The sequence below is a fragment of the Sphingomonas parapaucimobilis NBRC 15100 genome (assembly GCF_000787715.1).
GTDB classification, from domain to species: Bacteria; Pseudomonadota; Alphaproteobacteria; order Sphingomonadales; family Sphingomonadaceae; genus Sphingomonas; species Sphingomonas parapaucimobilis.
On record NZ_BBPI01000005.1, the window covers coordinates 101,102 to 124,249 of the forward strand.

The 23,148-nt window shown below is 67.4% G+C and carries 23 protein-coding genes; 6 read left to right on the forward strand and 17 right to left on the reverse strand.

The features are described from left to right. Positions 1-64: 64 nt before the first annotated feature. The 7 genes from SP5_RS01370 to SP5_RS01400 form a co-directional block, all read right to left on the reverse strand. Complete coding sequence (locus tag SP5_RS01370; protein ID WP_042482940.1) at positions 65-3,019, reverse strand: PD-(D/E)XK nuclease family protein; 2,955 nt, start codon at positions 3,017-3,019, stop codon at positions 65-67. Beyond that, positions 3,012-3,767: a nucleotidyltransferase family protein gene (locus SP5_RS01375; protein ID WP_042482942.1), complete on the reverse strand. Its 756-nt coding sequence runs from the start codon at positions 3,765-3,767 to the stop codon at positions 3,012-3,014. The genes SP5_RS01370 and SP5_RS01375 overlap by 8 nt, the downstream gene beginning before the upstream one ends. Next, complete coding sequence (locus SP5_RS01380) at positions 3,764-4,732, reverse strand: aminoglycoside phosphotransferase family protein (RefSeq protein ID WP_042483049.1); 969 nt, start codon at positions 4,730-4,732, stop codon at positions 3,764-3,766. Before SP5_RS01380 ends, SP5_RS01375 begins: the two co-directional genes overlap by 4 nt. Next, positions 4,729-5,175, reverse strand: coding sequence for a tRNA (adenosine(37)-N6)-threonylcarbamoyltransferase complex ATPase subunit type 1 TsaE (tsaE, locus tag SP5_RS01385; RefSeq protein WP_042482944.1), 447 nt, complete (start codon positions 5,173-5,175; stop codon positions 4,729-4,731). The genes SP5_RS01380 and tsaE overlap by 4 nt, the downstream gene beginning before the upstream one ends. Further along, positions 5,172-7,544 carry a sensor histidine kinase gene (locus SP5_RS01390; RefSeq protein ID WP_042482946.1) on the reverse strand — a complete coding sequence of 791 codons (2,373 nt, stop codon included), beginning with the start codon at positions 7,542-7,544 and terminating at the stop codon, positions 5,172-5,174. Before SP5_RS01390 ends, tsaE begins: the two co-directional genes overlap by 4 nt. Before the next feature lie 137 nt (positions 7,545-7,681). Further along, positions 7,682-9,100 carry an adenosylhomocysteinase gene (gene ahcY / locus SP5_RS01395; protein ID WP_042482948.1) on the reverse strand — a complete coding sequence of 473 codons (1,419 nt, stop codon included), beginning with the start codon at positions 9,098-9,100 and terminating at the stop codon, positions 7,682-7,684. Between the two features lie 175 nt (positions 9,101-9,275). Further along, positions 9,276-9,857 carry a YqgE/AlgH family protein gene (locus tag SP5_RS01400; RefSeq protein WP_042483052.1) on the reverse strand — a complete coding sequence of 194 codons (582 nt, stop codon included), beginning with the start codon at positions 9,855-9,857 and terminating at the stop codon, positions 9,276-9,278. Between the two features lie 105 nt (positions 9,858-9,962). Between SP5_RS01400 and SP5_RS01405 the strand changes: the two genes are divergently transcribed. The 4 genes from SP5_RS01405 (at position 9,963) to SP5_RS18390 (ending at position 12,798) form a co-directional block, all read left to right on the forward strand. Then, complete coding sequence (locus SP5_RS01405) at positions 9,963-10,442, forward strand: peroxiredoxin (protein ID WP_042483054.1); 480 nt, start codon at positions 9,963-9,965, stop codon at positions 10,440-10,442. Positions 10,443-10,558: 116 nt separating this feature from the next. Then, a complete protein-coding gene (locus SP5_RS01410) occupies positions 10,559-10,777 on the forward strand; it encodes a hypothetical protein (protein ID WP_042482952.1) in 219 nt (72 codons plus the stop codon). A 79-nt stretch (positions 10,778-10,856) separates the two neighbouring features. Then, on the forward strand, positions 10,857-12,293 hold the full coding sequence (locus SP5_RS01415) for an AMP nucleosidase (RefSeq protein WP_042482955.1): 1,437 nt from the start codon (positions 10,857-10,859) through the stop codon (positions 12,291-12,293). Positions 12,294-12,366: 73 nt separating this feature from the next. Further along, positions 12,367-12,798 (forward strand): hypothetical protein, encoded by a 432-nt coding sequence (locus SP5_RS18390; protein ID WP_157013537.1) that lies wholly within the window; start codon positions 12,367-12,369, stop codon positions 12,796-12,798. A 364-nt stretch (positions 12,799-13,162) separates the two neighbouring features. Here SP5_RS18390 and SP5_RS01425 read toward each other — a convergent pair whose 3' ends face one another. From SP5_RS01425 to SP5_RS01435, 3 genes are all read right to left on the reverse strand, one after another. Next, positions 13,163-14,992 (reverse strand): M2 family metallopeptidase, encoded by a 1,830-nt coding sequence (locus SP5_RS01425; RefSeq protein WP_042482958.1) that lies wholly within the window; start codon positions 14,990-14,992, stop codon positions 13,163-13,165. A gap of 75 nt (positions 14,993-15,067) precedes the next feature. Continuing rightward, positions 15,068-15,829, reverse strand: a complete 762-nt coding sequence (locus tag SP5_RS01430; protein WP_042482961.1) for an alpha/beta fold hydrolase — start codon at positions 15,827-15,829, stop codon at positions 15,068-15,070. 180 nt (positions 15,830-16,009) lie between these two features. Continuing rightward, the gene (locus tag SP5_RS01435) at positions 16,010-16,789 is read right to left on the reverse strand and encodes a helix-turn-helix domain-containing protein (RefSeq protein ID WP_042482964.1); all 780 of its coding nucleotides are present in this window, start codon (positions 16,787-16,789) and stop codon (positions 16,010-16,012) included. Between the two features lie 264 nt (positions 16,790-17,053). On the opposite strand from SP5_RS01435, the gene SP5_RS01440 reads away from it, so the two are divergent. Then, positions 17,054-17,521 carry a hypothetical protein gene (locus SP5_RS01440; protein ID WP_042482967.1) on the forward strand — a complete coding sequence of 156 codons (468 nt, stop codon included), beginning with the start codon at positions 17,054-17,056 and terminating at the stop codon, positions 17,519-17,521. A gap of 105 nt (positions 17,522-17,626) precedes the next feature. Continuing rightward, a complete protein-coding gene (locus SP5_RS01445; RefSeq protein WP_042482970.1) occupies positions 17,627-18,271 on the forward strand; it encodes a YitT family protein in 645 nt (214 codons plus the stop codon). Between the two features lie 135 nt (positions 18,272-18,406). Here SP5_RS01445 and SP5_RS01450 read toward each other — a convergent pair whose 3' ends face one another. From SP5_RS01450 to SP5_RS01475, 7 genes are all read right to left on the reverse strand, one after another. Continuing rightward, positions 18,407-19,435 carry an aspartate-semialdehyde dehydrogenase gene (locus tag SP5_RS01450; protein ID WP_042482973.1) on the reverse strand — a complete coding sequence of 343 codons (1,029 nt, stop codon included), beginning with the start codon at positions 19,433-19,435 and terminating at the stop codon, positions 18,407-18,409. Positions 19,436-19,567: 132 nt separating this feature from the next. Beyond that, on the reverse strand, positions 19,568-20,854 hold the full coding sequence (gene lysA / locus SP5_RS01455) for a diaminopimelate decarboxylase (RefSeq protein ID WP_042482976.1): 1,287 nt from the start codon (positions 20,852-20,854) through the stop codon (positions 19,568-19,570). Beyond that, the gene (locus SP5_RS01460) at positions 20,851-21,099 is read right to left on the reverse strand and encodes a hypothetical protein (RefSeq protein WP_042482980.1); all 249 of its coding nucleotides are present in this window, start codon (positions 21,097-21,099) and stop codon (positions 20,851-20,853) included. The genes lysA and SP5_RS01460 overlap by 4 nt, the downstream gene beginning before the upstream one ends. Beyond that, positions 21,096-21,506 (reverse strand): hypothetical protein, encoded by a 411-nt coding sequence (locus SP5_RS01465; protein WP_052811364.1) that lies wholly within the window; start codon positions 21,504-21,506, stop codon positions 21,096-21,098. The genes SP5_RS01460 and SP5_RS01465 overlap by 4 nt, the downstream gene beginning before the upstream one ends. A gap of 14 nt (positions 21,507-21,520) precedes the next feature. Then, the gene (locus SP5_RS01470) at positions 21,521-21,784 is read right to left on the reverse strand and encodes a hypothetical protein (RefSeq protein ID WP_042482983.1); all 264 of its coding nucleotides are present in this window, start codon (positions 21,782-21,784) and stop codon (positions 21,521-21,523) included. A 118-nt stretch (positions 21,785-21,902) separates the two neighbouring features. Continuing rightward, on the reverse strand, positions 21,903-22,154 hold the full coding sequence (locus SP5_RS18950) for a hypothetical protein (protein WP_157013538.1): 252 nt from the start codon (positions 22,152-22,154) through the stop codon (positions 21,903-21,905). Between the two features lie 187 nt (positions 22,155-22,341). Beyond that, positions 22,342-23,058 carry an MgtC/SapB family protein gene (locus SP5_RS01475; protein ID WP_042483064.1) on the reverse strand — a complete coding sequence of 239 codons (717 nt, stop codon included), beginning with the start codon at positions 23,056-23,058 and terminating at the stop codon, positions 22,342-22,344. Positions 23,059-23,148 lie beyond the last annotated feature (90 nt).

Sequence of the window (23,148 nt, forward strand, 5' to 3'; positions counted from 1 at the left end):
ATCGCCCAGAAGGATGGTCATCCCCTGCACTTCGACTTCGCTCAGTGCGAACGGAGGTGGGGATTTACCGATCACGGCCATACCATTCATCCCGCCGCATCAGCTGGTCATATTCCGCATAGGGTGCATATTCCGGCACCAGCTTGGCCGTGAACGGCGCATCGCCGGTCAGCCACTGGCCCGCCGCCTCGGCAAAGTTCGCCGCCGCGATGGACACGAACTCGTCGGTCCGGATCCGCTCGCGCTTGCCGTCGGGATCGACCGGCGTGGCGATATAGCCCAGCCCCTCGCGCCCACGTCCCAGCGACCAATATTCGAACCCGCCCGCCTTGCCGGACACATCTTCGAACCCGCCCCGCTCGGCGATCAGGCCGAGCAGGCCGAGCTGCAGGCTGAACCCCTCCCGCACCGCCGTGGTCGAGGGCGGCTTGCCGGTCTTGTAGTCGATCACCACCAGCGATCCGTCCGCCGCCTTGTCGATCCGGTCGAACCGGCCGGTCAGCGTCACGCCCGCCAGCTTGGCCGCGCCCTTGCCCTCGGCGCTCAGGACGTGGCGGCCCTCGGCGGCCTTTGCCGCGACCTCGGCCGCGATCCAGTCGATCGCCTCGATCAGGCGCGGCTGCCACAGCGCGCGCATCATCGGATGGGTCCGCTGGTCGCGCAGCATCGCCAGCGCACGGGGGCGCAGCGCCTCGACGTCGCACCGGTCCTCCTTCCACCACATCTCCAGGATATCGTGAACGGCGGTGCCGCGCCACGCCGCGCTGGGGTCGGCATCGACCGGATCGAGCGGCGACAGGCGCAGCACCCGGCGCGCGTAAAAGGCGTAAGGATCGGCCTTCAGCCGGTCGACCTCGGTCACGGAAATGGTTGTAGGGCGTAACGCGGCGGGGGGTATGGGCTTAGGTCGCTCAGCAGGAAAATGACCAACCGGCTGATCCAGCTCGACCGCCCAGCGCGCAAGGCTGGGATGCGCCTCGAACCGCTCGCCCGCCATCGCCTGGAGCCGCAGCCAGAAACGCGACGCCAGGGTCGGCCCGCTCGCATCCCGCCTTGCACGGGTCAGGATCGCGCGCGGCGCCCCCATCGCCTTTGCCAGATCATGCGCGGCAATGCCGATCCGCTGCTCCAGCCCGACCAGACCCAGCAGCGAACGGATACGCGGCGCAAGCCACGGATCGGGCGCGGGACGGCCCGGCCAGACGCCCTCGTTCAGGCCGCCCGCGATCATCAGGTCGGCGGTCTGGAGGCGCGCCTCGATCGGGCCATAGATGGCGAGGCGCGGATGCTGCCCCTCACGCGGGATGGCGCGGATGGCGATCTCATCGAACAGACTGCGCAGGAGGGCGGGCAGCTCGGCAGGGTCGACCCGGGCGGGGCCGTGATCGGCTTCCTCTTCGTAGCCCGCGAGGAACTCCGCCGCCGCGCGACCGGCCGGGCCGGTCCATAGCGCATCGCCGCACAAGGTCTGGCCGCACTCGCGCAGACAGGCGAGCAGGCTGCGCAATCCCTGCGGCCCGTCGCCAAAGGTCCGCCCGACCGCCTCCAGCATGGGCGCGGCCTTGGCCCAGAAGGCAGCGGCGGCCGGCTTGTCGGCGAGATGCGCCGCGATACCGTCCAGCCCTGGCGCAGGGCGCGGCCCCCGCAGCGCGCGGTCGAGCGCGCGAACGCCGTCGAGCCATTCCACCCGCTCCATCTCGCCCCGGATCAGCGGATGCTTGAGCAGCGCCAGCAGCGGCAGCGGCGCGAAAGCTTGCGCGGCGGCCTCTGCCAGTTGCAGCAGGAAGGTGCCCGGCAACAGGATCGACAGGGGCCGCCCGGCGGTGTCGTCGATGAGGATGTTCCAACGCCGGCAATGCGCCGCCACCCGCCGCGCCAACGCCCGGTCGGGGGTGACGAGCGCGGCGGTGCGGCCGGGTTCCTCGATCGCCTCGCGCAGCGCCAGCGCGATGGCCTGCGCCTCCTCGGCCGGGGTGGCGAGTTCGATGGTCGAGACTCCCGACAGCCGCCGATCCTCCGCGGGCAGATCGGTCCATTTGCCGGTGAAGTCGGCCGGAGCCATGGCATTGGCGATGGCGCGGCCCCGCGCAGGTCCGGCATCATAGTCCCCGCCGCCGCGCCACACCGTCACTTCGCCGCGCCCGACACCCATCCGGTCGAGCAGCAGCTTCAGCGCATATTGCGGATGGGTTTCGATCGCGCGACGGGTGCGGCGCGTCTCGGGATCGGGCTTGTGCGGCCCCAGCGCATCCCATTCCTCGTCGGGCATGGTCAGGTCCAGCCCGGCGAACACCACCGAGCCGCCCGGCATTTCCGACACGCATCGCAGCAGCCGCGCGACCGCAGGCGCGGTATCGGTGACGCCCGCCGCGCAGACGAACCCGGCGGGTTGTGCCAAGGCCCAGCGCTTGGCGGTCCGGTCGAGCAGCAGGGTCCGCCGCCTCGCCGCATCGATCCGGCCCATCCGCTCCAGAACGGCAGGCCAGCGATCGAGCACCACCGAGAAGGTCGCCAGCGCCGACTGCCAATGCTCGGTCAGCTCGGGGCCGAGGTCGAGCGCGGCCAATTCGGCCGGGTCGACCTCTTCGACCAGCATCTGGTCGAGCGTGCGGGCCAGATCGCCCGCCAGCCGCACGGCTTCGGCCGCGGTCACCGGCTGGCCCGCGCGCTGGCGCTCCTGCTCGACCAGCCGCGCCAGGATCATCCGGCGCGCCGACGGCGCGATGGCGGGCGGCGGCGGGGCTTCGGCATCGGCGGGGTCCAGCGCGGAGCCTGCCGCCTCACCCAGTTCGGGATCGCCCAGCGCCACCATGCGCGGCAGGATCAGGCCGCCGCCGCTCGCGCGCACAAAGGCTTCGGTCACGGCGCGGACGCCACGATTGGTCGGCAGCAGGATCATGCCCTGCGCCAGCGTCAGCGGATCCCCCCCGCTGCGGCGCATCAGTCCGGCAACCAGCGCATCGGCAAAACCACGATGCGCCGGAATGGTGTGCAGCCTCGGGCGGCGCGGTTCAGCCATCCGCGAGGATCAGCTCCGTCTGCGGGATGGCGCGCGGGGTGCCGACATCGAACCACAGCCCCTGATGCACCTGCCCGAAGGCGCGCCCCGCCTCGATCGCGCGGTTCCAGAACAGGTTGGTCGAAAACGGCCCTTCGGGCGCATCGGCGATCAGGCGCGGATGCAGGATCTGAAGCCCGGTATAGGAAAAGGGCACGACCCGGCCGGGCTGACGCCGCGCGGTGATCCGGCCATCGGCACCCAGCGAGAAATCGCCCTGCCCGTCATGATTGTGCGCACGCGCCAGCGGCACCATCAGGAGGAGCGCGTCCATCGTCGCTTCGTCCCAGCGCGAGGCAAGCAGGCGGATCGCATCGACCGGCCCGTCGATCCACAGATTGTCGCTGTTGACGACCAGGATCGGATCGTCGCCGAGCAAGGGCCGGGCCTTGACCAGCCCGCCGCCGGTCTCCAGCAACTGCTCGCGCTCGTCCGAGATGATGAGTTCGATCCCAGGAAAGCGGTCCTTCAGATGCGCTTCCAGCTGGTCGGCGAGATAATGGACATTGACCACCGCGCGCTCGACGCCCGCCGCGACCAATCGGTCGAAGACATGGTCGATCAGCGGCTTGCCCGCCACCGACACCAGCGGCTTGGGACGCGTGGCGGTCAGCGGGCGCATCCGCTTGCCCAGCCCCGCCGCCATCACCATCGCGGTGCGCGGCACTTGGCCCGAGGGGGTTGGGCGAAGCGAGAGTTGCCGGGTCATCGGGAAAGCACCTTGGGATCGCCGCGCAGCTCGGGCGGCACATTGTCGTCGAACCAGGCCGCGACCGGCGCCAGCACCGGCTGCGACAGGTCACGCTCCAGATAGGCCCAGACGCGCGGGCAGAGCGCCGCATAACGCGGCTTGCCGTCGCGCTTCCAGAGGCGGGTGAAGATCCCCAGAATCTTGGCGTTCCGCTGCGCGCCCAGCACATGATAGGCGTTCAGGAACGCCTCCCCCTCGCCCGTCGCGGCCAGATAGCGCTTGAGCATCGCCTCTTCGATCGACGGCTCGACATCGCGCCGCGCATCCTGGAGCAGCGACACGAGGTCATAGGCCGGATGCCCCGCCAGCGCATCCTGGAAGTCGAGCAGGCCGAGCGTGCGCTCAGGCCCGACCAGCATCAGATTCTCGACATGATAGTCGCGCAGCACGGTAACGGGCTGGTCCGCCAGCGCATGGGCGAACACCTGATCCCAGGCGGCGCGATAGCCCTCGCCATCGACATCCAGACCGACAGCGGGCGTGTACCATTCGGGCAGCAGTGCCGCCTCGCGGTGAAGGACGGCGGCGTCATAGGGGGCCAACCCCTCCGGCGCGTGGGTCCGCAGCGCGGCCAGCAGGTCGACCGCATCGCTGTAGAGCCGGACCGTCGTATCGGGATCGGCCTCGATCGCCTCGCGCATCCGGTCGTCGCCGAAATCCTCGATCAGGACCAGACCGCGCACCTCGTCCGCGCCCAGGATCGCGGGCGCGGCAAAACCCTTGGCCAGCAGCCAGCGCGCGATCGCCATGAAGGGGCGCGGGTCCTCGTGCGGCGGCGGCGCGTCCATCAGGACGGCGCGGCGCGTCCCCAGCGTTACCCGGAAATAACGGCGGAACGAAGCGTCTCCGGCGAGCGGGGCGATCACCGCCCCCTCCCAGCCCAGCGTCGTCAGAAAGGCGGCGGCATCCGCCGGAGGGGTCATATCGGCCATCGGTTTTCCCAGCCCGAGGGTATCTTCGCTGTCAAGATACGTCCGCCGTCCGGGGCCATTTCCAGCGTCAGGGCCAGCGCCTGCGACCACGCCCCCTCACCCGCCCGGTCGGGCCATTCGACGATCAGCGCGGAGTCCCACAGCGCCTCATCAAGTCCCAATTCCTCCATCTGCTCCGGCCCATCGAGGCGGTAGAGATCGACATGCAGGACCGGGATCACGGTTTCGGGCGGGGCATAGGGCTGGACGATGGCGAAGCTGGGGGACGGTGCTTCGCCGGGCAGGCCGAGCGCGGCGAGCAACCCGCGCGCCAGGCTGGTCTTGCCCGCCCCCAGCGTGCCGGTCAGCGTCACCACGTCGCCGGGCCGGATATGCGCCGCCAGCCGCCGCCCGAATTCCTCGGTCGCGGCGGCATCGGCCAGCCGGATCGTCATGGTTTTTCCTTCTCCACTACGCGCCGGGGCAGTTCGATCGTGACCAGCGTGCCCTCACCGGGTTCGGAGAGCAGAGTGATCGTGCCGCCATGCGCCTCGACGAATTTCTTGGCGAGCGGCAGGCCCAGGCCCAGCGCGCGCTCGCCGGTCGCCTTGATCCCAGGCTCGGCAAAACGATCAAAGGCCCGTGCGACGGCTTCGCGGTCCATGCCCTGCCCGTCGTCCGACACCACGATCCGCGCCCGCGCCGAATCGCCATCGGCATGGAGCAGGATCCGCCCGCCCTCCGGCGTCTGTTCGACGGCATGGCGCAGCAGATGCTCGATCGTCTCCTGCAAGCGGCGGCGGTCGCCGGTGATCCGGCCGAGCGAGCGATGCACCTCGACCGCGAAGTCCAGCTTGCGCCGTCCCGCGATCGGCCGGATCGTATCGGCGGCGGCGCGGGCGACGCGGGCCAGCTCGACATCCTCGCGCGCGATCCCGCCATCGGCCTGGTCACGCGTCAGGTCGAGCACATCGTCGACCAGCAGCCCCAGCCGCTCGGTGGATTCGAGGATCGCCTCGACATAGCTGGTCGCCGTCTCCGGCAGCGGCCCGGCGAAACCGCCATGCAGCATCTCGGCAAAACCGCTGATCGAGGTCAGCGGCGTGCGCAACTCGTAGCTCATATTGGCGACGAAGGCGGTCTTGACCTTGTCCGACGCCTCCAGCGCGTCGGCGCGGTCGCGCAGGGCCTGTTCAGCCCGCCTGCTGTCGGTGATGTCGAGCAGGGTGAACAGCGCGTTGCCGTCGGGCAGCGGCACGCCCGCGAACTCGAAATGCCGTCCATCGGCAAAGGCGACACGCCCGCCGCGCTGCTGCCGCTCGATGGTCGCGGAGCGGACCAGATCGACGATCAACGCCGAGCGGCCCGGCGTCGCCAGCCGCTCCGCCACCCGGTCGGCAAAGGCATCGACGCGCGGGTGGCTGGTCAGGAAATCCTCCTCCAAGCCCCAGAGCGCACGGAAGCGGTTGTTCCACAGCTGCAACCGGCCATCGGCGGCGAACACGCCCAAGGCCTCGAACAGATTGTCGAAGGTCGCGGTGCGTACGCGCAGCAGCGTATCGCGCGCGGAGGCCAGCTGCACCTCCTCGGTCCGGTCCTCGAAGATCATCAGCAGGCCGCCATCGGGCAACGGCTGCGCCACGACACGCAGGTGCGTGCCACCGGGCAGATGCCATTGCTCCTCGATCCCGCCGCTCGCCTGGCGGAACCAGCCGACCCGCTCCGCCTTCCAGCCGGGGAAGTCGCGGACCTCGGGGCTGCGATTGGCCTCGCGCATCCGCTCCAGGATGCGGTCGAACTCGGGATGGTCGGCCAGCCACTCGGCGCGCATCGCGAACATGCGGCGGAAGGGCTGGTTGCAGAAGACGAGCCCTCGATCCGGCCCGAAATGCGCGACCGCCGCCGACAGCCGGTCGAGCATCGCACGCTGTGCCTCGGCAAAACGCTTGGCACCCGCGCGGGACTGTTCCAGATCCTCGATATCGACCGCGAACCCGGCAATCCCGCCGGTCGGCAGCGGTACGTCGAAGATGCGCAAGGCCCGGCGCGCGCCGTCGATGGTTGCGGGCAGCACCTGCTCATGCGGCCGCCCCCGGTCGCGCGCCGCCGCCGCGCCCGCCAGCGGACCGCCGCGCCCTGACCCCTCGACCAGTTCCAGTCCGCGTCCGACGACATCGGCGGCGTCCCGTCCCTCGACCGCCTCGACATAGGCGGTGTTGACCATGGCGAGGCGCAGATCAGCCCCGCGATACCACATGGGCAAGGGTGCCGCCTCGATCAGCCCGGTCAGCGCCTGGAACGCATCGCCCAGCCGCCGCGCCTCGCCGTCGAGCCGGACGATCTCGTCCTGCGTCTCGGTCATGTCGAAGACCCAGATGACGACTTCTCCGGCCGCCCCCTGATGTGCGGGCGCGCGGGCACCGTCGAACAGCAAGGTGCGAACCGATCCCTGCGGCCGGACGATCCGGCGGAACCGGCGCCCGGTCTTCTGCGCGGCGTTCAGGTCGGCGGCGAGCAGCGCCTTGTCCTCAGGCGTAAGCCCGGCATCCTCATAGGCCAGCTCCTCGAGGAAGCGCGCAACATCGGCCAGGCCCAGCCAGTCGGCCAGCCGCCGGGGCATTTCGATCCGCCCGTCGCTGCGGATCACCATCGCCTGGGCAGGACCGGCGCGCAGCATCGCGTCGAGCCGGTCACGCTCCAGCCGCACTGACGACGCCTCCGCCCGGGCGCGAACACCCAGATAGAGCAGGATCATGCCGATCACGATCAGGGCACAGGCCCCCGCGCCCAACAGGACCGCCTCGGTATCACCGATCGCAATCATCCAAGAAAGGCCGGGCCGAAACGCTGCATCCACCCATCTCTAGCCCGATCGGCAGGCGATACGCCATAACGAAGGCCAAAGAAAAAGGGCCGCCCTTTCGGACGGCCCTTCTCGTTCAGGCAAGGCCCGAAGCGGGATCAGTAACGATAGTGATCCGGCTTGAACGGACCTTCGACCGGCACGCCGATATAGGCGGCCTGCTTCTCCGACAGCTTCGACAGCTGGACGCCCAGCTTTTCGAGGTGGAGCGCGGCGACCTTCTCGTCGAGGTGCTTCGGGAGCACATAGACTTCGTTCTTGTAGTTCTCGGACCGGGTCCACAGCTCGATCTGGGCGAGCGTCTGGTTGGTGAACGAGGCCGACATGACGAAAGACGGGTGGCCGGTCGCGCAGCCCAGGTTCACCAGGCGGCCCTTGGCCAGCACGATGATCTGCTTGCCGTCCGGGAACTCGACCAGGTCGGTGCCGGGCTTCACTTCGGTCCACTTGTAGTTCGACAGCGCCGCGATCTGGATTTCGCTATCGAAGTGGCCGATGTTGCAGACGATCGACATGGGCTTCATCGCCTTCATGTGATCGGCGGTGATGACGTCGGCGTTGCCGGTCGCGGTGACGAAGATGTCGGCGCGCTTCACGGCCTCGTCCATCGTCACGACCTCGAAGCCCTCCATCGCCGCCTGCAGCGCGCAGATCGGGTCGATTTCGGTCACGAGCACACGCGCACCGCCATTGCGGAGCGACTGGGCCGAGCCCTTGCCCACGTCACCGAAACCGGCGACCGCGGCAACCTTGCCCGCCAGCATGACGTCGGTGGCGCGACGGATCGCGTCGACCAGCGATTCCTTGCAGCCGTAAAGGTTGTCGAACTTCGACTTGGTGACCGAGTCGTTGACGTTGATGGCGGGGAAAGGCAGCTCGCCCTTCTTCGCGATCTCGTACAGGCGGTGGACGCCGGTGGTCGTCTCTTCCGACACGCCCTTCAGGTTCTTGACGGTCTCGGTCAGATAGCCCGGATACTTGGCGATGAACGCCTTCACCGAACGCTGGAACTCGACTTCCTCTTCATTCTCGGGCTCGGCGAAGGTCGCGCCGGCTTCCAGCTTCGCGCCCCACAGCGCGAACATGGTCGCGTCGCCGCCGTCGTCGAGGATGATGTTGGCGGTCTGACCGGTGGTGCCCGCACCCCAGTTGAAGATGTCGCCGACATAGTCCCAATATTCGGCCAGCGTCTCGCCCTTCACGGCGAAGACGGGGATGCCGGCCGCGGCGATGGCGGCGGCGGCGTGGTCCTGGGTCGAATAGATGTTGCAGGTCGCCCAGCGCACATCGGCGCCGAGCGCGGTCAGCGTTTCGATCAGCACGGCGGTCTGGATCGTCATGTGCAGCGAGCCGGTGATGCGCGCGCCCTTCAGCGGCTGAGCAGCGCCGAATTCCTCGCGCAGGGCCATCAGGCCGGGCATCTCGGTCTCGGCGATCTTGATCTCGGCGCGGCCGAAATCAGCGAGGCTGATATCCTTGATGACGTAATCGTTCTTGGTGGCAGCAGTCGTGGACACGACGAAACTCCGTGCAAAATGGGGCCGACCAAGACGTGGGATACGCCGATCGGCACGGCCGACGCCTTAGCGGCGATCGTCATGGGGATCAAATATAAAGATATCTTTATATCGTTGAGCGTGAGTCACTCGATCCCGCATATTCCTCCCCTGGCAGGGGAGGAATGCAAGTTGGTCAGGCCGTACCGCCGCCCGTCACCAGCTGGCGCGGATCGACACCGGCCGCGCCGTAAGCCGCCTGCCAGCGATCCTCGGCGGCCACGTCGAACAGGATTTCCGGCTCGCCCCCGACATTGAACCAGGTTCCCGGCTCGCGCAGTTCCTGCTCCAGCTGGCCTGCGTCCCATCCGGCATAGCCCAGCGCGACGATCCACCGCGCCGGTCCGTTACCCTCCGCGATGGCGCGCAGCACGTCGACCGTGCTCGACAGGACCCAGCGGCCGCCGACATCGACACTATCCTGTCCCTGCCAGTCGTGGCTGTGCAGCACGAAGCCGCGCCGCGGCTCGACCGGCCCGCCATAATGGACCGGCACGTCGGGGACATCGCCATGCGCGATCTCGAACTGGTCGAGCAGCGTGTGAAAACCGATGCCGTCGATCGTCGCACCCAGCCCGATGCCGAGCGCGCCGCCCTCGTCATGCGCGCACATCGCGATGATGGCATGTTCGAAACGGGGATCCCCCATGCCGGGCAGGGCCAGCAGGAATTGGCCGGAAAGATAGGTCAGTTGATGCACGCCATCGATTATAGGCATGGCCGCGCCGCCTCGCCATGCTTGAAATCCATAGGGTCCCTGCCCCATGAACGCCGCGTGGCCCGGCATGATGCCGTGGCAAAGCTTCCGCGAAGGATCCGCACGATGACGATCAAGGTCGGAGACCGCCTGCCCAGCATCACGCTGGTCAAGGTGACGCCCGAAGGCCCCGAACAGGTCAACACCGCCGATTATTTTGCGGGCAAGCGCGTCGCGCTGTTCGCGGTGCCCGGCGCCTTCACCCCTACCTGCTCGGCGCAGCACCTGCCCGGCTTCATCGCCCAGGCGGATGCCGTGAAGGCCAAGGGCGTGAACGAGATCGCCTGCACCTCGGTCAACGACGTGTTCGTCATGAAGGCCTGGCGCCAGACGAACAACGCGGGCGAGATCACCATGCTGGCCGATGGCAATGCCGATCTGGCCAAGGCGGTCGGCCTGACACTGGACGGCTCGAAATTCGGCATGGGCACGCGCAGCCAGCGCTATACGATGCTCGTCAATGACGGCGTGGTCGAGCAGCTGTTCGTCGAGGCCCCGGGCGAGTTCAAGGTCAGCTCGGCCGAGCATCTCCTCTCGGTCCTCTGATCCGTGCCGCTGATCCGGTCGGTCGCACGGCCGGTCGGATCGGTGGTGGAACAGTGCTGGAGGCTCCGGCGTTTTTTGCCCATCGAAGGATCGGCATAAACAAGAGGAGCCTTGCCATGACCACCTATGTCCCACCCGAAAAGCAGGCACAGGCAAAGAGCTTCACCGAAAAGGCGCAGGGCGCCGCCAAGGCAGCCGGCGACAAGGTGAAGGAGCACCCCTATGCCGCCGCCGGTATCGCGGCGGGCGTGGCGGCGGCGGTGGCCGGCGCGGCGTTCGGCGCATCGAAGCTGCGCGCGCCCGGTGACGATGAGAACTCGGCGCTGGGGGCCTGAGCCCCTGACCAGGGCGCGGGCGATCGAACGTCGTCCGCGCCCGCTTGCCAGCATCAAAAACAGGGCTTAGCTCTGGACGATGACTCAAGCTGCCATGATCGTCGAGGAACTCGACCGCCTTTACACCGCCTCCGTCACGCGCCTGAAGGAGGCGCTGACCCTTTACCTGCGCGACGGCACCGCCCCCACGATCGAGGACCGGGCGCATGGCTGTTTCGCCTATCCCGAAATCCGCCTAACCTATCGCGGCGAGGGTGGACGTCCCGCCCCGATGCGTTCGTTCGGCCGTCTGGTATCGCCCGGCGATTACCGGATTAGCGTCACCAAGCCCGCCCTGTTCAAGGACTATCTGGTCGAACAGCTGACCCTGCTGATCGAGGATTACGACGTCTCGGTCGAGGCGGTGCCGGGGCGGCAGGAAATCCCCTTCCCCTATGTCCTCGATCCCGGCCACGCGCTGAGCCTGGACACGGTATCAGCGGCCGAACTGGCGCGATTCTTCCCCGCAACCGAACTGGCGCATATCGGCGACGAGATCGCCGACGGCCTGTGGATGACCGCCGATGGGAACCGGCCGCTGGCGCTGTTCGACGGGCTGCGGACCGACTTCTCGCTCGCCCGGCTGCGGCATTATACCGGCACGCCGCCCGAGCATTGCCAGCGCTTCGTGCTGTTCACCAACTATCACCGCTATGTCGATGAATTCGTTCGCTGGGGCGCATCGCAGTTGGGCGAAGGTTCGCGCTTCACCGCGCTGTCCGGCGCGGGCGGCGTCGTGATCGAGCGGCCCGAGGATGTCGACAAGATCGTCACCGACAGCGCATGGCGGCGGCACCAGATGCCCGCCTATCACCTGGTCGCCAAGGACGGCACCGGCATCACGCTCGTCAATATCGGCGTCGGCCCGTCCAACGCGAAGACGATCTGCGACCATCTGGCGGTGATGCGGCCCGAGGCATGGCTGATGATCGGCCATTGCGGCGGGCTTCGCCCCAGCCAGCGGATCGGCGACTATGTGCTGGCGCATGCCTATCTACGCGACGATCATGTGCTCGACGACGTGCTGCCTCCGGAAATTCCGGTGCCCGCCATTGCCGAGGTCCAGGTCGCGCTCGCCAAGGCGGCCGAGATCGTCTCGGGCCAGTCGGGCGACGAACTGAAGCGCCGCCTGCGCACCGGCACCATCGTCACCACCGACGACCGCAACTGGGAACTGCGCTACTCCAAGTCGGCGCTGCGTTTCTCGCTCAGCCGCGCGGTCGGCATCGACATGGAGTCGGCGACGATCGCGGCGCAGGGTTATCGCTTCCGCGTGCCGTACGGGACGCTGCTCTGCGTGTCGGACAAGCCACTGCACGGCGAACTCAAGCTGCCGGGCCAAGCCAACCGCTTCTATGAGCGCGCCATCAGCGAGCATATGCGGATCGGCATCGAGACTTGCGAACAGCTTCGCCGCGAGGGCAACAAGCTACATAGCCGCAAGCTGCGCGCGTTCAACGAGCCGCCCTTCCGCTGACAAGCAACCGGGGGCGGGCGCAAGCGTTACGGTGACGAACCGAAGCTGCTTTGTTTGAATGGGGGATTTCGTCATGGTCGACACCAGCGAGCCGAAAAAGCCACGCCCGCCCCGCCGCCGCGCCACGCCCAAGGCGGCGGGCGCGCCCGCCCCGCGCAAGCGCCCGGCCGTCAAGGTCGAGCCAGTGACGGACGAAACCACGCCCCCGGCCGAGCCGGTCGAGGGTGTCGACGCGCCCAAGCCCCCCGTCAAGGCCAAGGCGCCACCCAAGCCCCGCTCTACCAAGCGCACCGCGCCCCGCAAGGCGCCCCCGCGCAAACCCGCCGCTATCAAGCCTGCCCCCGCGCCTGCCCTGGGCAAGCACGGGTTGGACCGGGTCGGCGGCAAATGGGGCGTGGCCTCGATCCTGGGGAGCCTTGCGGCGGCCGCAGGGCTGGCCGCGGCGCTGCTGTCGCTCAAGGGGAGCAGCGCAAAGCGGGACGGCGACGAGGACGACCGGGACTGATCCCCGGCTCCGTTCAGCCTGAGCGAAGTCGAAGGCTAAGGGAAAACCTGTCCCCTTTGCCTATGTCCGGGCATGGGCTTCGACTTCGTTCAGCCTGAACGGCGGTTGGGATTTTGGTCCGGCGGGAGAAAGTCCCGAATTCCTCCCCTGTAAGGAGAGGTGGCGGCCCGAAGGGCTGACGGAGGGGTGTCACCGCTGGCGACCCCTGCCCCTCCACCACCGCTGCGCGGCGGTCCCCCTCCCCAAGCAAGCTTGGGGAGGATTTACGAAGGCCCGCCCCATTCCTCCCCATCTCTGATGGGGACGGGGACCGCGCGCGTCAGCGCGTGGTGGAGGGGCAGACCAACACCGGTGCGGAAAACCATCACCAACCCTGCGGCTTGCCCTTGTTCTGCTGATCCAGCCAGGTCTTCAACGGCGCGAAATACTCCACCAGCGCCTTGCCCGACATCTCGCGGCTGCCGGTGAACACCTGAAGCGCATCCGGCCACGGCTTGGACTGGCCCATCGCCAGCATCGCGTTCAGCTTCTTGCCGACCTCCTTGTTGCCATAGAAGGAACAGCGATGAAGCGGCCCCTTCCATCCGGCCTGCTGGCACGCCGCCTTGTAGAACTGGAACTGCAGCACCCGCGCCAGGAAGTAGCGCGCATAGGGCACGCCCGCCGGGATGTGGTACTTGGCGCCCGGATCGAACTTCGTCTCGTCGCGCGCGACCGGCGGCACCACGCCCTGATATTTCAGGCGCAGCGCGTCCCAGCCCGCCTGATACTGGCTGGCCGGGATCTGGCCCGAGAACACGCCCCAGCGCCACTTGTCGATCAGCAGGCCGAAGGGCAGGAACGCCACCTTGTCCATCGCCTGGCGCAGCAACAGGCCGATATCCTTGTCCGCACTCGGCACCTTGGCCGGATCGAGCAGCCCGATCTTCACCAGATAGTCGGGCGTGATCGACAGGGCGACGGTGTCGCCGATCGCCTCATGGAAACCGTCATTGGCGCCGTTCTTGTAAAGGAACGGCTGGTCCTTGTACGCGCGCTGGTAATAATTGTGCCCCAGCTCGTGGTGGATGGTCACGAAGTCGTCGGCATTGACCTTCGTACACATCTTGATGCGGATATCGTCCTTATTGTCGATATCCCAGGCCGAGGCGTGGCAGATCACTTCGCGGTCGGCGGGCTTCACGATCTGCGAGCGCTGCCAGAAGGTCTGCGGCAGGGGCGCGAAGCCCAGCGAGGAATAGAAGCCCTCGCCCGCCTTCACCATCCTGATCGGGTCATACCCCTTGGCCTTCAGCAGATCGCCGGTGTCGTATCCGACATCGCCTGCCCCCTTGGGCGCGACGAGGTCGTAGATATTGCCCCATTCCTGCGCCCACATATTGCCGAGCAGGTCGGCGCGGATCGGGCCGGTCCTGGCCTGCACCGCATCGCCATATTTCTCGTTCAGCTTCCAGCGGACATAGGTGTGCAGCGCCTTGTAGAGCGGCTCCAGTTCACCCCAGATCCTGTCGGTCACCTGTGCGAACTGCTCCGGCGACATGTCATAGCCCGAACGCCACAGCGACCCGGCATCGGCATAGCCCAGTTCCTTGGCGCCCTGGTTCGCCAGCGCGGTCATCTGGGCATAATCGGCCCGCATCGGCGCGCCGACATTGTCGTGCCAGCTGACCCACATCTCCTTCAGCTTCGCGGGATCGCGCTCGCTGCCCATCGCGGCCTCGATGTCCGATCCGTTGATCGGCTGGCCGTTCAGCAGCCCCTTGCCCTTGCCATAGGATGAGGACATGCGCGTCGTCAGCATCGACAGCTGCGCCGAGGCCCCCGGCGTGGTCGGCGCGGGCAAGGTGATCCCGCCGCGCAGCAGGTCCAGCTTGCGCTTGGTGTCATAGGACAGGCCCGGCAGCGCCTGATAGCGTGCCGCGCCCAGGCCGTAGCGGACGGCGAGATCCGTCATTTCCGCGCCCGACGCGGCGGCGAGCGCATCGGTGTCGTCGGTGATATAGGTCGCGTTGACCCAGGCGACCTGCTGCGCACCGACCGACTTTTCGGCCAGCGTCTTTTCGGCCTCGGCGACAAAGGCATCCGCCCCCGCGACGGTCGCGGGTGGCTGGGTCGCTGGCGCGGAAGTTTGGGCCTGTGCGGCACTGGCCAACAGGAAGGCGAGTACGGTGCCGGAAACGGCGGAACGGATCATGCTATCCCCTAACATTCTGAAACGCCCTCGAAACGGGACGGATGGCGCGCAGTTGCGCGGCTTTGGCCGCCGCCGTCAAGCGGTGAGGAACTGCGCGATCGCCGCGCCCAGCTCGGGCTTTGTCACCGAGGCCATGTGGTTGCCCGGAATCTCGACATAGCGCCCGCGCGGCAAGGCCTCGGCCAGCTCGACCGCTGCGCCGTTGTCGAAATCGTCGACGCCCGCCACGACCAGGGTCGGCAGGTCGAAGCCCTCGATCACCGGGAGCGGCGTGTCGGCAAAGGTCTGGAGGATATGAAGCAGCGCCACCGGATCGCCACCGGTGGTCTTCAGGAACGCCTCGGCCATCCATTCGGGGGTGCCGCGCCGATGCTCACCCAGCCGGGTCAGGATATTGGTGAAGTGCGCGACCCGGCGGTCGGTATGGAGCAGCCCCTCCAGCCCCATGCCCGCAAAGATCGCCTTGCCCGGCTCCGCGCCGGTCGCCAGCATCCGGCTGACCGTCCGGGCGCCCAGCGAATAGCCGCCCAGATCATAATCGGTCAGCCCCAGATGCTCGACCAGCGCATGGCCGTCGCGGGTCAGCGCGTCCTTGGGATAGGCGGCGGGGTCGTGCGGCTTCCCGCTTTCGCCATGCGCACGCAGGTCGGGCATGATCACCCGGAAGCCCCTGGCGGCAATGGCGGCGGCATGGCCGTAGCGGATCCAGTTGGTATAGGCGTCGGAGAAATAGCCATGGATCAACACCACGGGCCGCCCCTCCCCCATTTCACGCCAGGCGATCGAGGTGCCGTCGAAGCTGTCGAAGAAGCGGGTTTCGGGGGCGGTGTCGGCCAAGGGTTCGGTCTCCGGCGATGAAGCTGTACGAGGACCTACTAATCCGGTCGGCCGAAATGTGCACGTGGTCATCCAGATGACCGCTCGCACTGAGCGAAGTCGAAGTGCATGTATCGACTTTTTCTTACGCGATCATCGCGTGGCCTTCGACTTCGCTCAGGCTGAACGGTCGATGGAACGTCAGCCGACATAAATCCCGGCGACCCGCCACTCGCCATTCTCCCGCTCCAACGTCACCGTCTCGACGATCGCCGCCGACGTCCCGAACCGCGTGTTGAACCGCACCATCCGATAACCGGCGGGCGGCGCGGGGATGTCGTCCTGGCTCAGGAAGGTTCGCGACGCCATTTTCCCCAAGGGTGCCCGTGCCTTCTCCGACGTAGTTGCCCAGACCTGTTCGGTATTGAGCGTGCGGAAGCTGGCTGTGGTCAGGCGATAGCTGTCGGCCCAGCGGCCCTGGTCGATCATTTGTACGAAACGCTGCGCCACCTCGACCGCCGCCGGATCGGTCGCAGCGTTCGAAGTTGGGGCCGCCTGGGGCGGCGCGGAGGCCATGTGGGTCAGGCCGCCAAGGGCCAGCAGGCTGAAGGCAAGGGTCATGAGCGTCGCTCCGATGATGATCCGGGCACGGCGGCTGCCGGCCCTCGCACCGACGATCGGCACCGGTTCGTCATCGGCCACCGAGGCCACAGAATCTTCCCCGATCCTCATGTCCCCCACATATTCGGGGGTGGGCAGCGATGTGTCGCCCTCGACCTCCAGCAGCATCCGCGCCGCCTCACGGCTGCTCGACACGGCCAGCTTGCGGCGGGCGTCGCGCAGGCGTTCGTTGATGGTGTGGACCGACAGGTTCAGCTCGCGCGCGATCGACTTGGCGTCATGCCCCCGGACGATCAGCCGCAGCGTCTGCTTTTCCCGGTCGGTCAGCGCGCCGATACCCGCTTTGGCCTGCATGGTCATGGCGCCGACTATGCCGGAGCCGGGCCTGCCGACCACCCTCAAAAAATTGTACCTTGACCCTGTCCGTGCGGGCCAAGCCAGCGGCTTGAGTCCCATTCCAAGCGGCCCGTCACAAAATGGCGGGAATCCGCGCTTTTTTATGATTCGCAGCGAGTCGCACTCATGGACAAAAGGGGTACAAGCCGTTAGCCGCCGCCCATGGCAGCATCCCTATTCCTTCTTCTCGCGGTGATCTTGGCGTTCGCCGGTGGAGGAGGCCCGTGGATGCTGATCGCATGCGTAGCGACAGCGACGGCGGCGGGGACGCGGCTGCCCGATCTCGATACCCCGCTCCAGCTCCAGCATCGCAGCGCGCTGGTACACAGTGTCCTGCCCTTCTATGTCGCGACGCTCGACCTGCGGACATGGCCGGTCGCAGCGGGGCTGGGGTTCGGCGTGGGCTTTCACCTGGCGGCGGATCTGTTTCCCGGCACGATGCGCGGCTTTGCGACGATCAAGATCCCGCTGATCGGGTCGATCGGGGCTTTCCCATCCTATTTATGGATCGCGGTCAACGCGGCGGCGAACATGGTCGGCGCGTTCGTCATCCTGGAATGGATCGCCGCCGACCGGGTGGCCGCCTGCGCGCTTGCCGCGACGGGGGTATTGGGGGCCAGCTATCTGCTGCGGACCAAGGGCGGCTTCTATGCACTGGTGGTGATGATCGCGCTGGGCTGGCTGATCCTGGGCTGAGCCAGGCAATTGGCGTTTCGCCGCGATTGCGATATGGGACGGCTCTCTGCCGCCAAGAAGCAGGCCAATCGGGAGCGGATGCCGGACCCTTGATCCGGACCCTCGATGACCGCAGCGACCGCCTCTTCTGCCGAAACCCTGCCGCCCAGCCCGATCGGGCGTCCGCACAGCCTGCTCGAAGACGCCTATGCGATCTTCATCGGCGTGACGCTGCTCGTCGTCGGGCTGATGTTCCTGAAGGCGGCGGGACTGGTGACGGGCGGGATCGCGGGCGTCGCGCTGCTGCTGTCCTATCTGCTGCCGCTGCCGGCGGGCGTGCTGTTCACGCTGGTCAACATCCCCTTCTTCCTGTTCGCCCACAAGGTGATGGGCGCGCGGTTCGCGGTGAAGACGGTGCTGGTCAATCTCGGCATCGGCGTCGCCTCGGCGATCACGCGGGTGTCGGTCCATGTCGACGGGGTACATCCGGCCTTTGCCGCGCTGGTCGGCGGCACGGTGATCGGCATGGGCATATTGTCGCTCGCCCGGCATCAGGCCGGGGTCGGCGGAACCGGGGTCATTACCATCTGGCTCTATCGCAAGCGCGGGTGGAACATGGGGCTGACCCAGGTCGCGCTCGACGTTTTCATCCTGGCGATGGCGATCCCGGTGGTCTCGGGGGTGCAGATGATCTGGTCGGCGATCAGCGCGGCCGCGATCAGCCTGATCCTGTTCGCCTGGCACCGTCCGGGATTGTATATGGGGCGGTAACCCCTTTTCCTCCCCTTGCAGGGGAGGTGGCAGGCCGTCAGGCCTGACGGAGGGGTGTCGCCCTCTCGATAGCGGGACACCCCTCCACCAGCTTCGCTGGTCCTCCTCCCCTTGCAGGGGAGGAATTAGATGGGCTCAGTCGCCCTTCTTCAGGTGGCGACGGCCGAGCAGCTCGGCGATCTGCACGGCGTTCAGCGCCGCACCTTTCCGCAGATTGTCCGACACGCACCACAGCGACAGGCCGTTATCGACCGTCGAGTCCTCACGCACGCGGCTGATGAAGGTCGCATAGTCGCCGACGCACTCGACCGGGGTGACGTATCCACCGTCCTCACGCTTGTCGATCAGCATGACGCCGGGGGCCTCGCGCAGGATATCCTGGGCTTCCTGGGCCGAGATCTCGTTCTCGAACTCGATATTCAGCGCCTCGGAATGGCCGACGAACACCGGCACGCGCACACAGGTCGCCGTCACCTTGATCTTGGGATCGAGGATCTTCTTGGTCTCGGCGACCATCTTCCACTCTTCCTTGGTCGAACCGTCGTCCAGGAAGCTGTCGATGTGCGGGATCACGTTGAAGGCGATCTGCTTGGTGAACTTCTTTGGCTCGGCGGGGTCGCCGACGAAGATATTGCGGCTCTGTTCGAACAGCTCGTCCATGCCCGCCTTGCCCGCGCCCGACACCGACTGATAGGTCGCGACGACGACACGCTTGATCGTCGCCTTGTCATGCAGGGGCTTCAGCGCAACGACCATCTGCGCGGTCGAGCAATTGGGGTTGGCGATGATGTTCTTCGCCTTGTAGCCGTCGATCGCGTCCGGGTTCACCTCCGGCACGATCAGCGGAACGTCCGGGTCCATGCGATAGAGCGACGAATTGTCGATCACGACGCAACCGGCGGCCGCGAATTTGGGCGCGTATACCTTGGTCGCGTCCGATCCGATGGCGAACAACGCCATGTCCCAGCCGGTCGGATCGAAATGCTCGATATTCTTGATGGTGAGCATCTTGCCCGTCTCACCATATTCGATCTGGTCGCCCTGGCTGCGCGACGAGGCGACGACCGCCAGCTCGTCGATCGGGAATTCCCGCTCCGCCAGAATGTTGATCATTTCCCGGCCGACATTGCCCGTCGCCCCGGCGACCACCACGCGATAACCCATTATATCCTCCACTCGGAAGCGTGAGCCGGTAGCGTCATTGCGCGGACACGTCCACCAACTTTGCGAAAAGTGCGCGTTTCGCCGGGACAAGCGGGAGTTTAACGCACCCCCGGCCGCCCCTCGGGTCGCCCCTCAGGCCGCATGGCCAAGCCTACGGGCTTCCAGCCAGTCGGGCATGCTCTGAGGACGGATGGCCGCCGCATCGATCCTCGGCGCGATGACGGCAAAGCGATCGCCCTCGACCATGACCTCGGCCGCCAGTGCCCGGCTGTTGTAGCAGGAGGCCATGGAGGCGCCATAGGCTCCGGCGTCGCGCAGGACGGCCAGGTCGCCTTCCCTCACCCGGTCGATCAACCGGCCCTTGGCGAAGCGGTCGCTGCTCTCGCAGACGGGGCCGACGACATGCGCGCGCATCGTCGCGCCGTTCGGGGCGACCGCCGCGAATTCATGCCACGCGTCGTAGAGCGCGGGCCGGGCCAGATCGTTCATGCCCGCATCGATGACGACGAACGGGCATTCCTCACCCGGCTTGACCCAGAGCACGCGGGTCAGCAGCACCCCGGCATGGGCCGCGATATAGCGCCCCGGCTCGAACATCAGGGTCACGTCCCAATCATGCGTGACCCGCGCGACCATCTCCCCATAAGCGGCGACGTCGCCGTCCGGACCGTCATGATAATCGACGCCCAGGCCACCGCCCAGATCGACATGGGTGATGACATGCCCCCGCGCCCGCAGCGCCGCGACCAGCTCGCCGATCCGGCGATAGGCCGTCTCCAGCGGCTTCAGGTCCATGATCTGGCTGCCGATATGGACCGCCACGCCGTGCAGCGTCAGGCCGGGACGCCTGGCCAGTCGGTCGAAGATGCCGATCGCATCCGCGAAGGCGACGCCGAACTTGCTGTCGCTGGTGCCCGTCGTGATCTTGGCATGGGTCCCCGCATCGACATCGGGATTGATCCGCAGCATCGCGGTTGCCTCGACGCCCATCCGAACGGCGGTCGCCGCCAGCGCGTCTCCTTCGCGCTCGCCCTCCAGATTGACGTGCCCGACCCCGGCACGCAGCGCCTGGGCGAGTTCCTCCGGGGTCTTGCCCACGCCCGAATAGACGATATCCTCCGCCGCCATGCCCGCCGCCAGCGCGGCGGTCAGTTCGCCGCCCGATACGATATCGGCGCCGAACCCCTCGCCGCGCAGGACCGACAGCACGGCCAGCGACGGATTGGCCTTAACGGCAAAGGCGAGCGACTTGCGCGGGATGGGAGCCAGCGCTTCGCGGAACCGCCGGGCGGCGGCGCGCAAGGCTCCCGTCGAATAGACATAGGTCGGCGTGCCCACCGCCTGCGCGATCCGGCCGAGCGCTACGCCCTCGGCATGGAGCGCGCCGCCCCGCAGCACAAAGCCCGTATCCCGGCTCATGACCGCCGCCCCCGACGGATACGCGCGGCATGAATGGCCTCGGCGGTGTAATAATGCCCGCGTCGCTCGGCCCGGAGCGCCTGGATCATATGCTTTCCGTTCAGCATCAGTACCACGCCGCCCAGCGCCACGAAGAACCAGAACAGCGCCAGCAGCGATTCCGATGGTCCGCTCAACGTCGCCGCGACCGCACCCAGCGTCATCAGACCGCCCAGCGACCGCCATGCCATGTCCCGCCCGCTCATGCCGCCATCTCCCCTACCGGATCGCCGATCACACAGGCCGCAGCGGCGCGCATCTGCGTGCCGCACCGATGACAGACCAGGATGTCCGCGGGAAAGTCACGTTCCTCGGCCAGCGCGTCGGCCGCATCGCCGGCTTCGAACACCAGCCCCATCGCGGCGTGGCGATGACGCTTCGCCGCCGCCCGCGCGCGTCCGACCATCGCGGGCGAGCCACCAAGGCCGCGTCCTTCGATCGCGGTGAAGCCCATCGTCCGCGCCTGTTCGGCGACCGCGATCAGGAAGCCGCCCGCGCCGCAATCGGCGTCTACGATCCGAACTGCGCAGCGATGCCGCTCGCGCAGGGAACCCAGCGCCGCCTCGATAGCGGGCCAGCGTGGGTCGTGCCGATATTTGCTGTCGATCTGCATGGTCACCCCCTCCCTTACGCCGCACGCGACAGCATGGGGGCGTCGGCCGCCACCGGGTCGAACGACACCAGCGGGGTCAGCGCGGCTTGCGCGACCGCGACGCTGGCATGGTAGATTTCGGCTTCCTCGACCGCATAGCGCATGGCCGCGCCACGCGAGATGAAGCGCCCCTCCAGCTGGCCTGCGCTATCCTGGACCAGCCAGTGACCCGCATGGTCCTGGCCGACATAGATCAGCCGCGCCTCGCGGTCGGGTTCGATAGGGAAATCGGTACACATGGATACTGGAAACCTCTGCCGATCGGGCGTTCGATCGCCCGCCCGGATCAGCTACGCCTCGCCCCATAGGGTTTCGAGACTGATTTCCCGCTATCGCATAGCGCCCGCATAGTGTCGGTCATATCCGCCGCCAGCGGGCGCTGACCTGCACCTCGTCGAACAGATGCTCGCCCATGATCGCCAGCGCGCTCCCCAGGCTGGCGAAGAGAAAGCCGGCGGTCGCCAGCGCATAGCCCGCCAGCCCGGCACGGCCACCATGCCCCGCCATGGCCATCAGATACACGATCATTCGCCAGGTAAGGACGCAAAGCCCGACGCCCAGCAATCGCAGCGCCAATCCCTGCCGCCAAGTCATGGTCCGTTCCGCCATACCGCCTCCTCGAGAGGTTCAGCGGCTATTCCCGGCGGCCATAGCAATGCGAGAGCGATTCCCCGGTTTCGCATAGTGTCGGCATAGGGGCAGCGGTGCGATGGTCCCGGCTGATCGACGTCCGGGACCGCGCGCTTATTCCCAACCGTGGATCGAGAAATCCCGGATTGGAAAGATCGAGCACACCTCAGTCGTGGGTGCTGGCGGCCCAGGTGGCATGCGCGATGCCGTGGACGGACTGGAAATGGTCGGTGATCCGGTCCAGCTCCCCCGCCTCGACGATGGTGCTGGTCAGGGTCGCGGCGACCGTCACCTGATCCTCGCCCAGTTCCTCCGTCTCCAGCTCGGCGACGGGCAGTCCGGCACGCTCCAGATGCTCGACCAGCATGTCGCCGACCGGCCCGGCCTGCGCGGCGCTGGTGGTCAGGCTGACCGAATAGGTCGCCTCGACATGGCGTCCCTCGACCGGGATACGGTTGATCGCGTCGACCAGCGGGCGCAGCGCGGTGTTGGCGAGCAGCACCACGCCGGTCAGCAGTACCGCCTCGGCCACCATGTCGCTGCCCGCGATCGAACCGACCGCCGCCGAGCACCAGAGGGTCGCCGCGGTGTTCAGCCCGCGGACGTTCATCCCCTCCTTCATGATGACGCCCGCGCCCAGGAAGCCGATGCCGGAGACGACATAGGCGATGATGCGGATCGACTCGACATCGCCGCCCAGCCGCTGACCGAGATCGACGAACGCCGCCGCGCCGATCGCGACCAGGGCGTTGGTGCGCAGTCCCGCCGTGCGCTGGCGATATTGCCGCTCCGCGCCAATCACGGTGCCGAGGACGAAGGCGGTCAGATAGCTGACCAGCGTGTCGAGGAACGGCCAGAGGTGGAAAGTCTTCAGGAATGCCATGTGCATGTCCATAGATCCTCCCCGTTACGGGGAGGTGGCAGCGCGTAAGCGCTGACGGAGGGGGCGTGCCGCGCAGGTCGACCTTTGTGG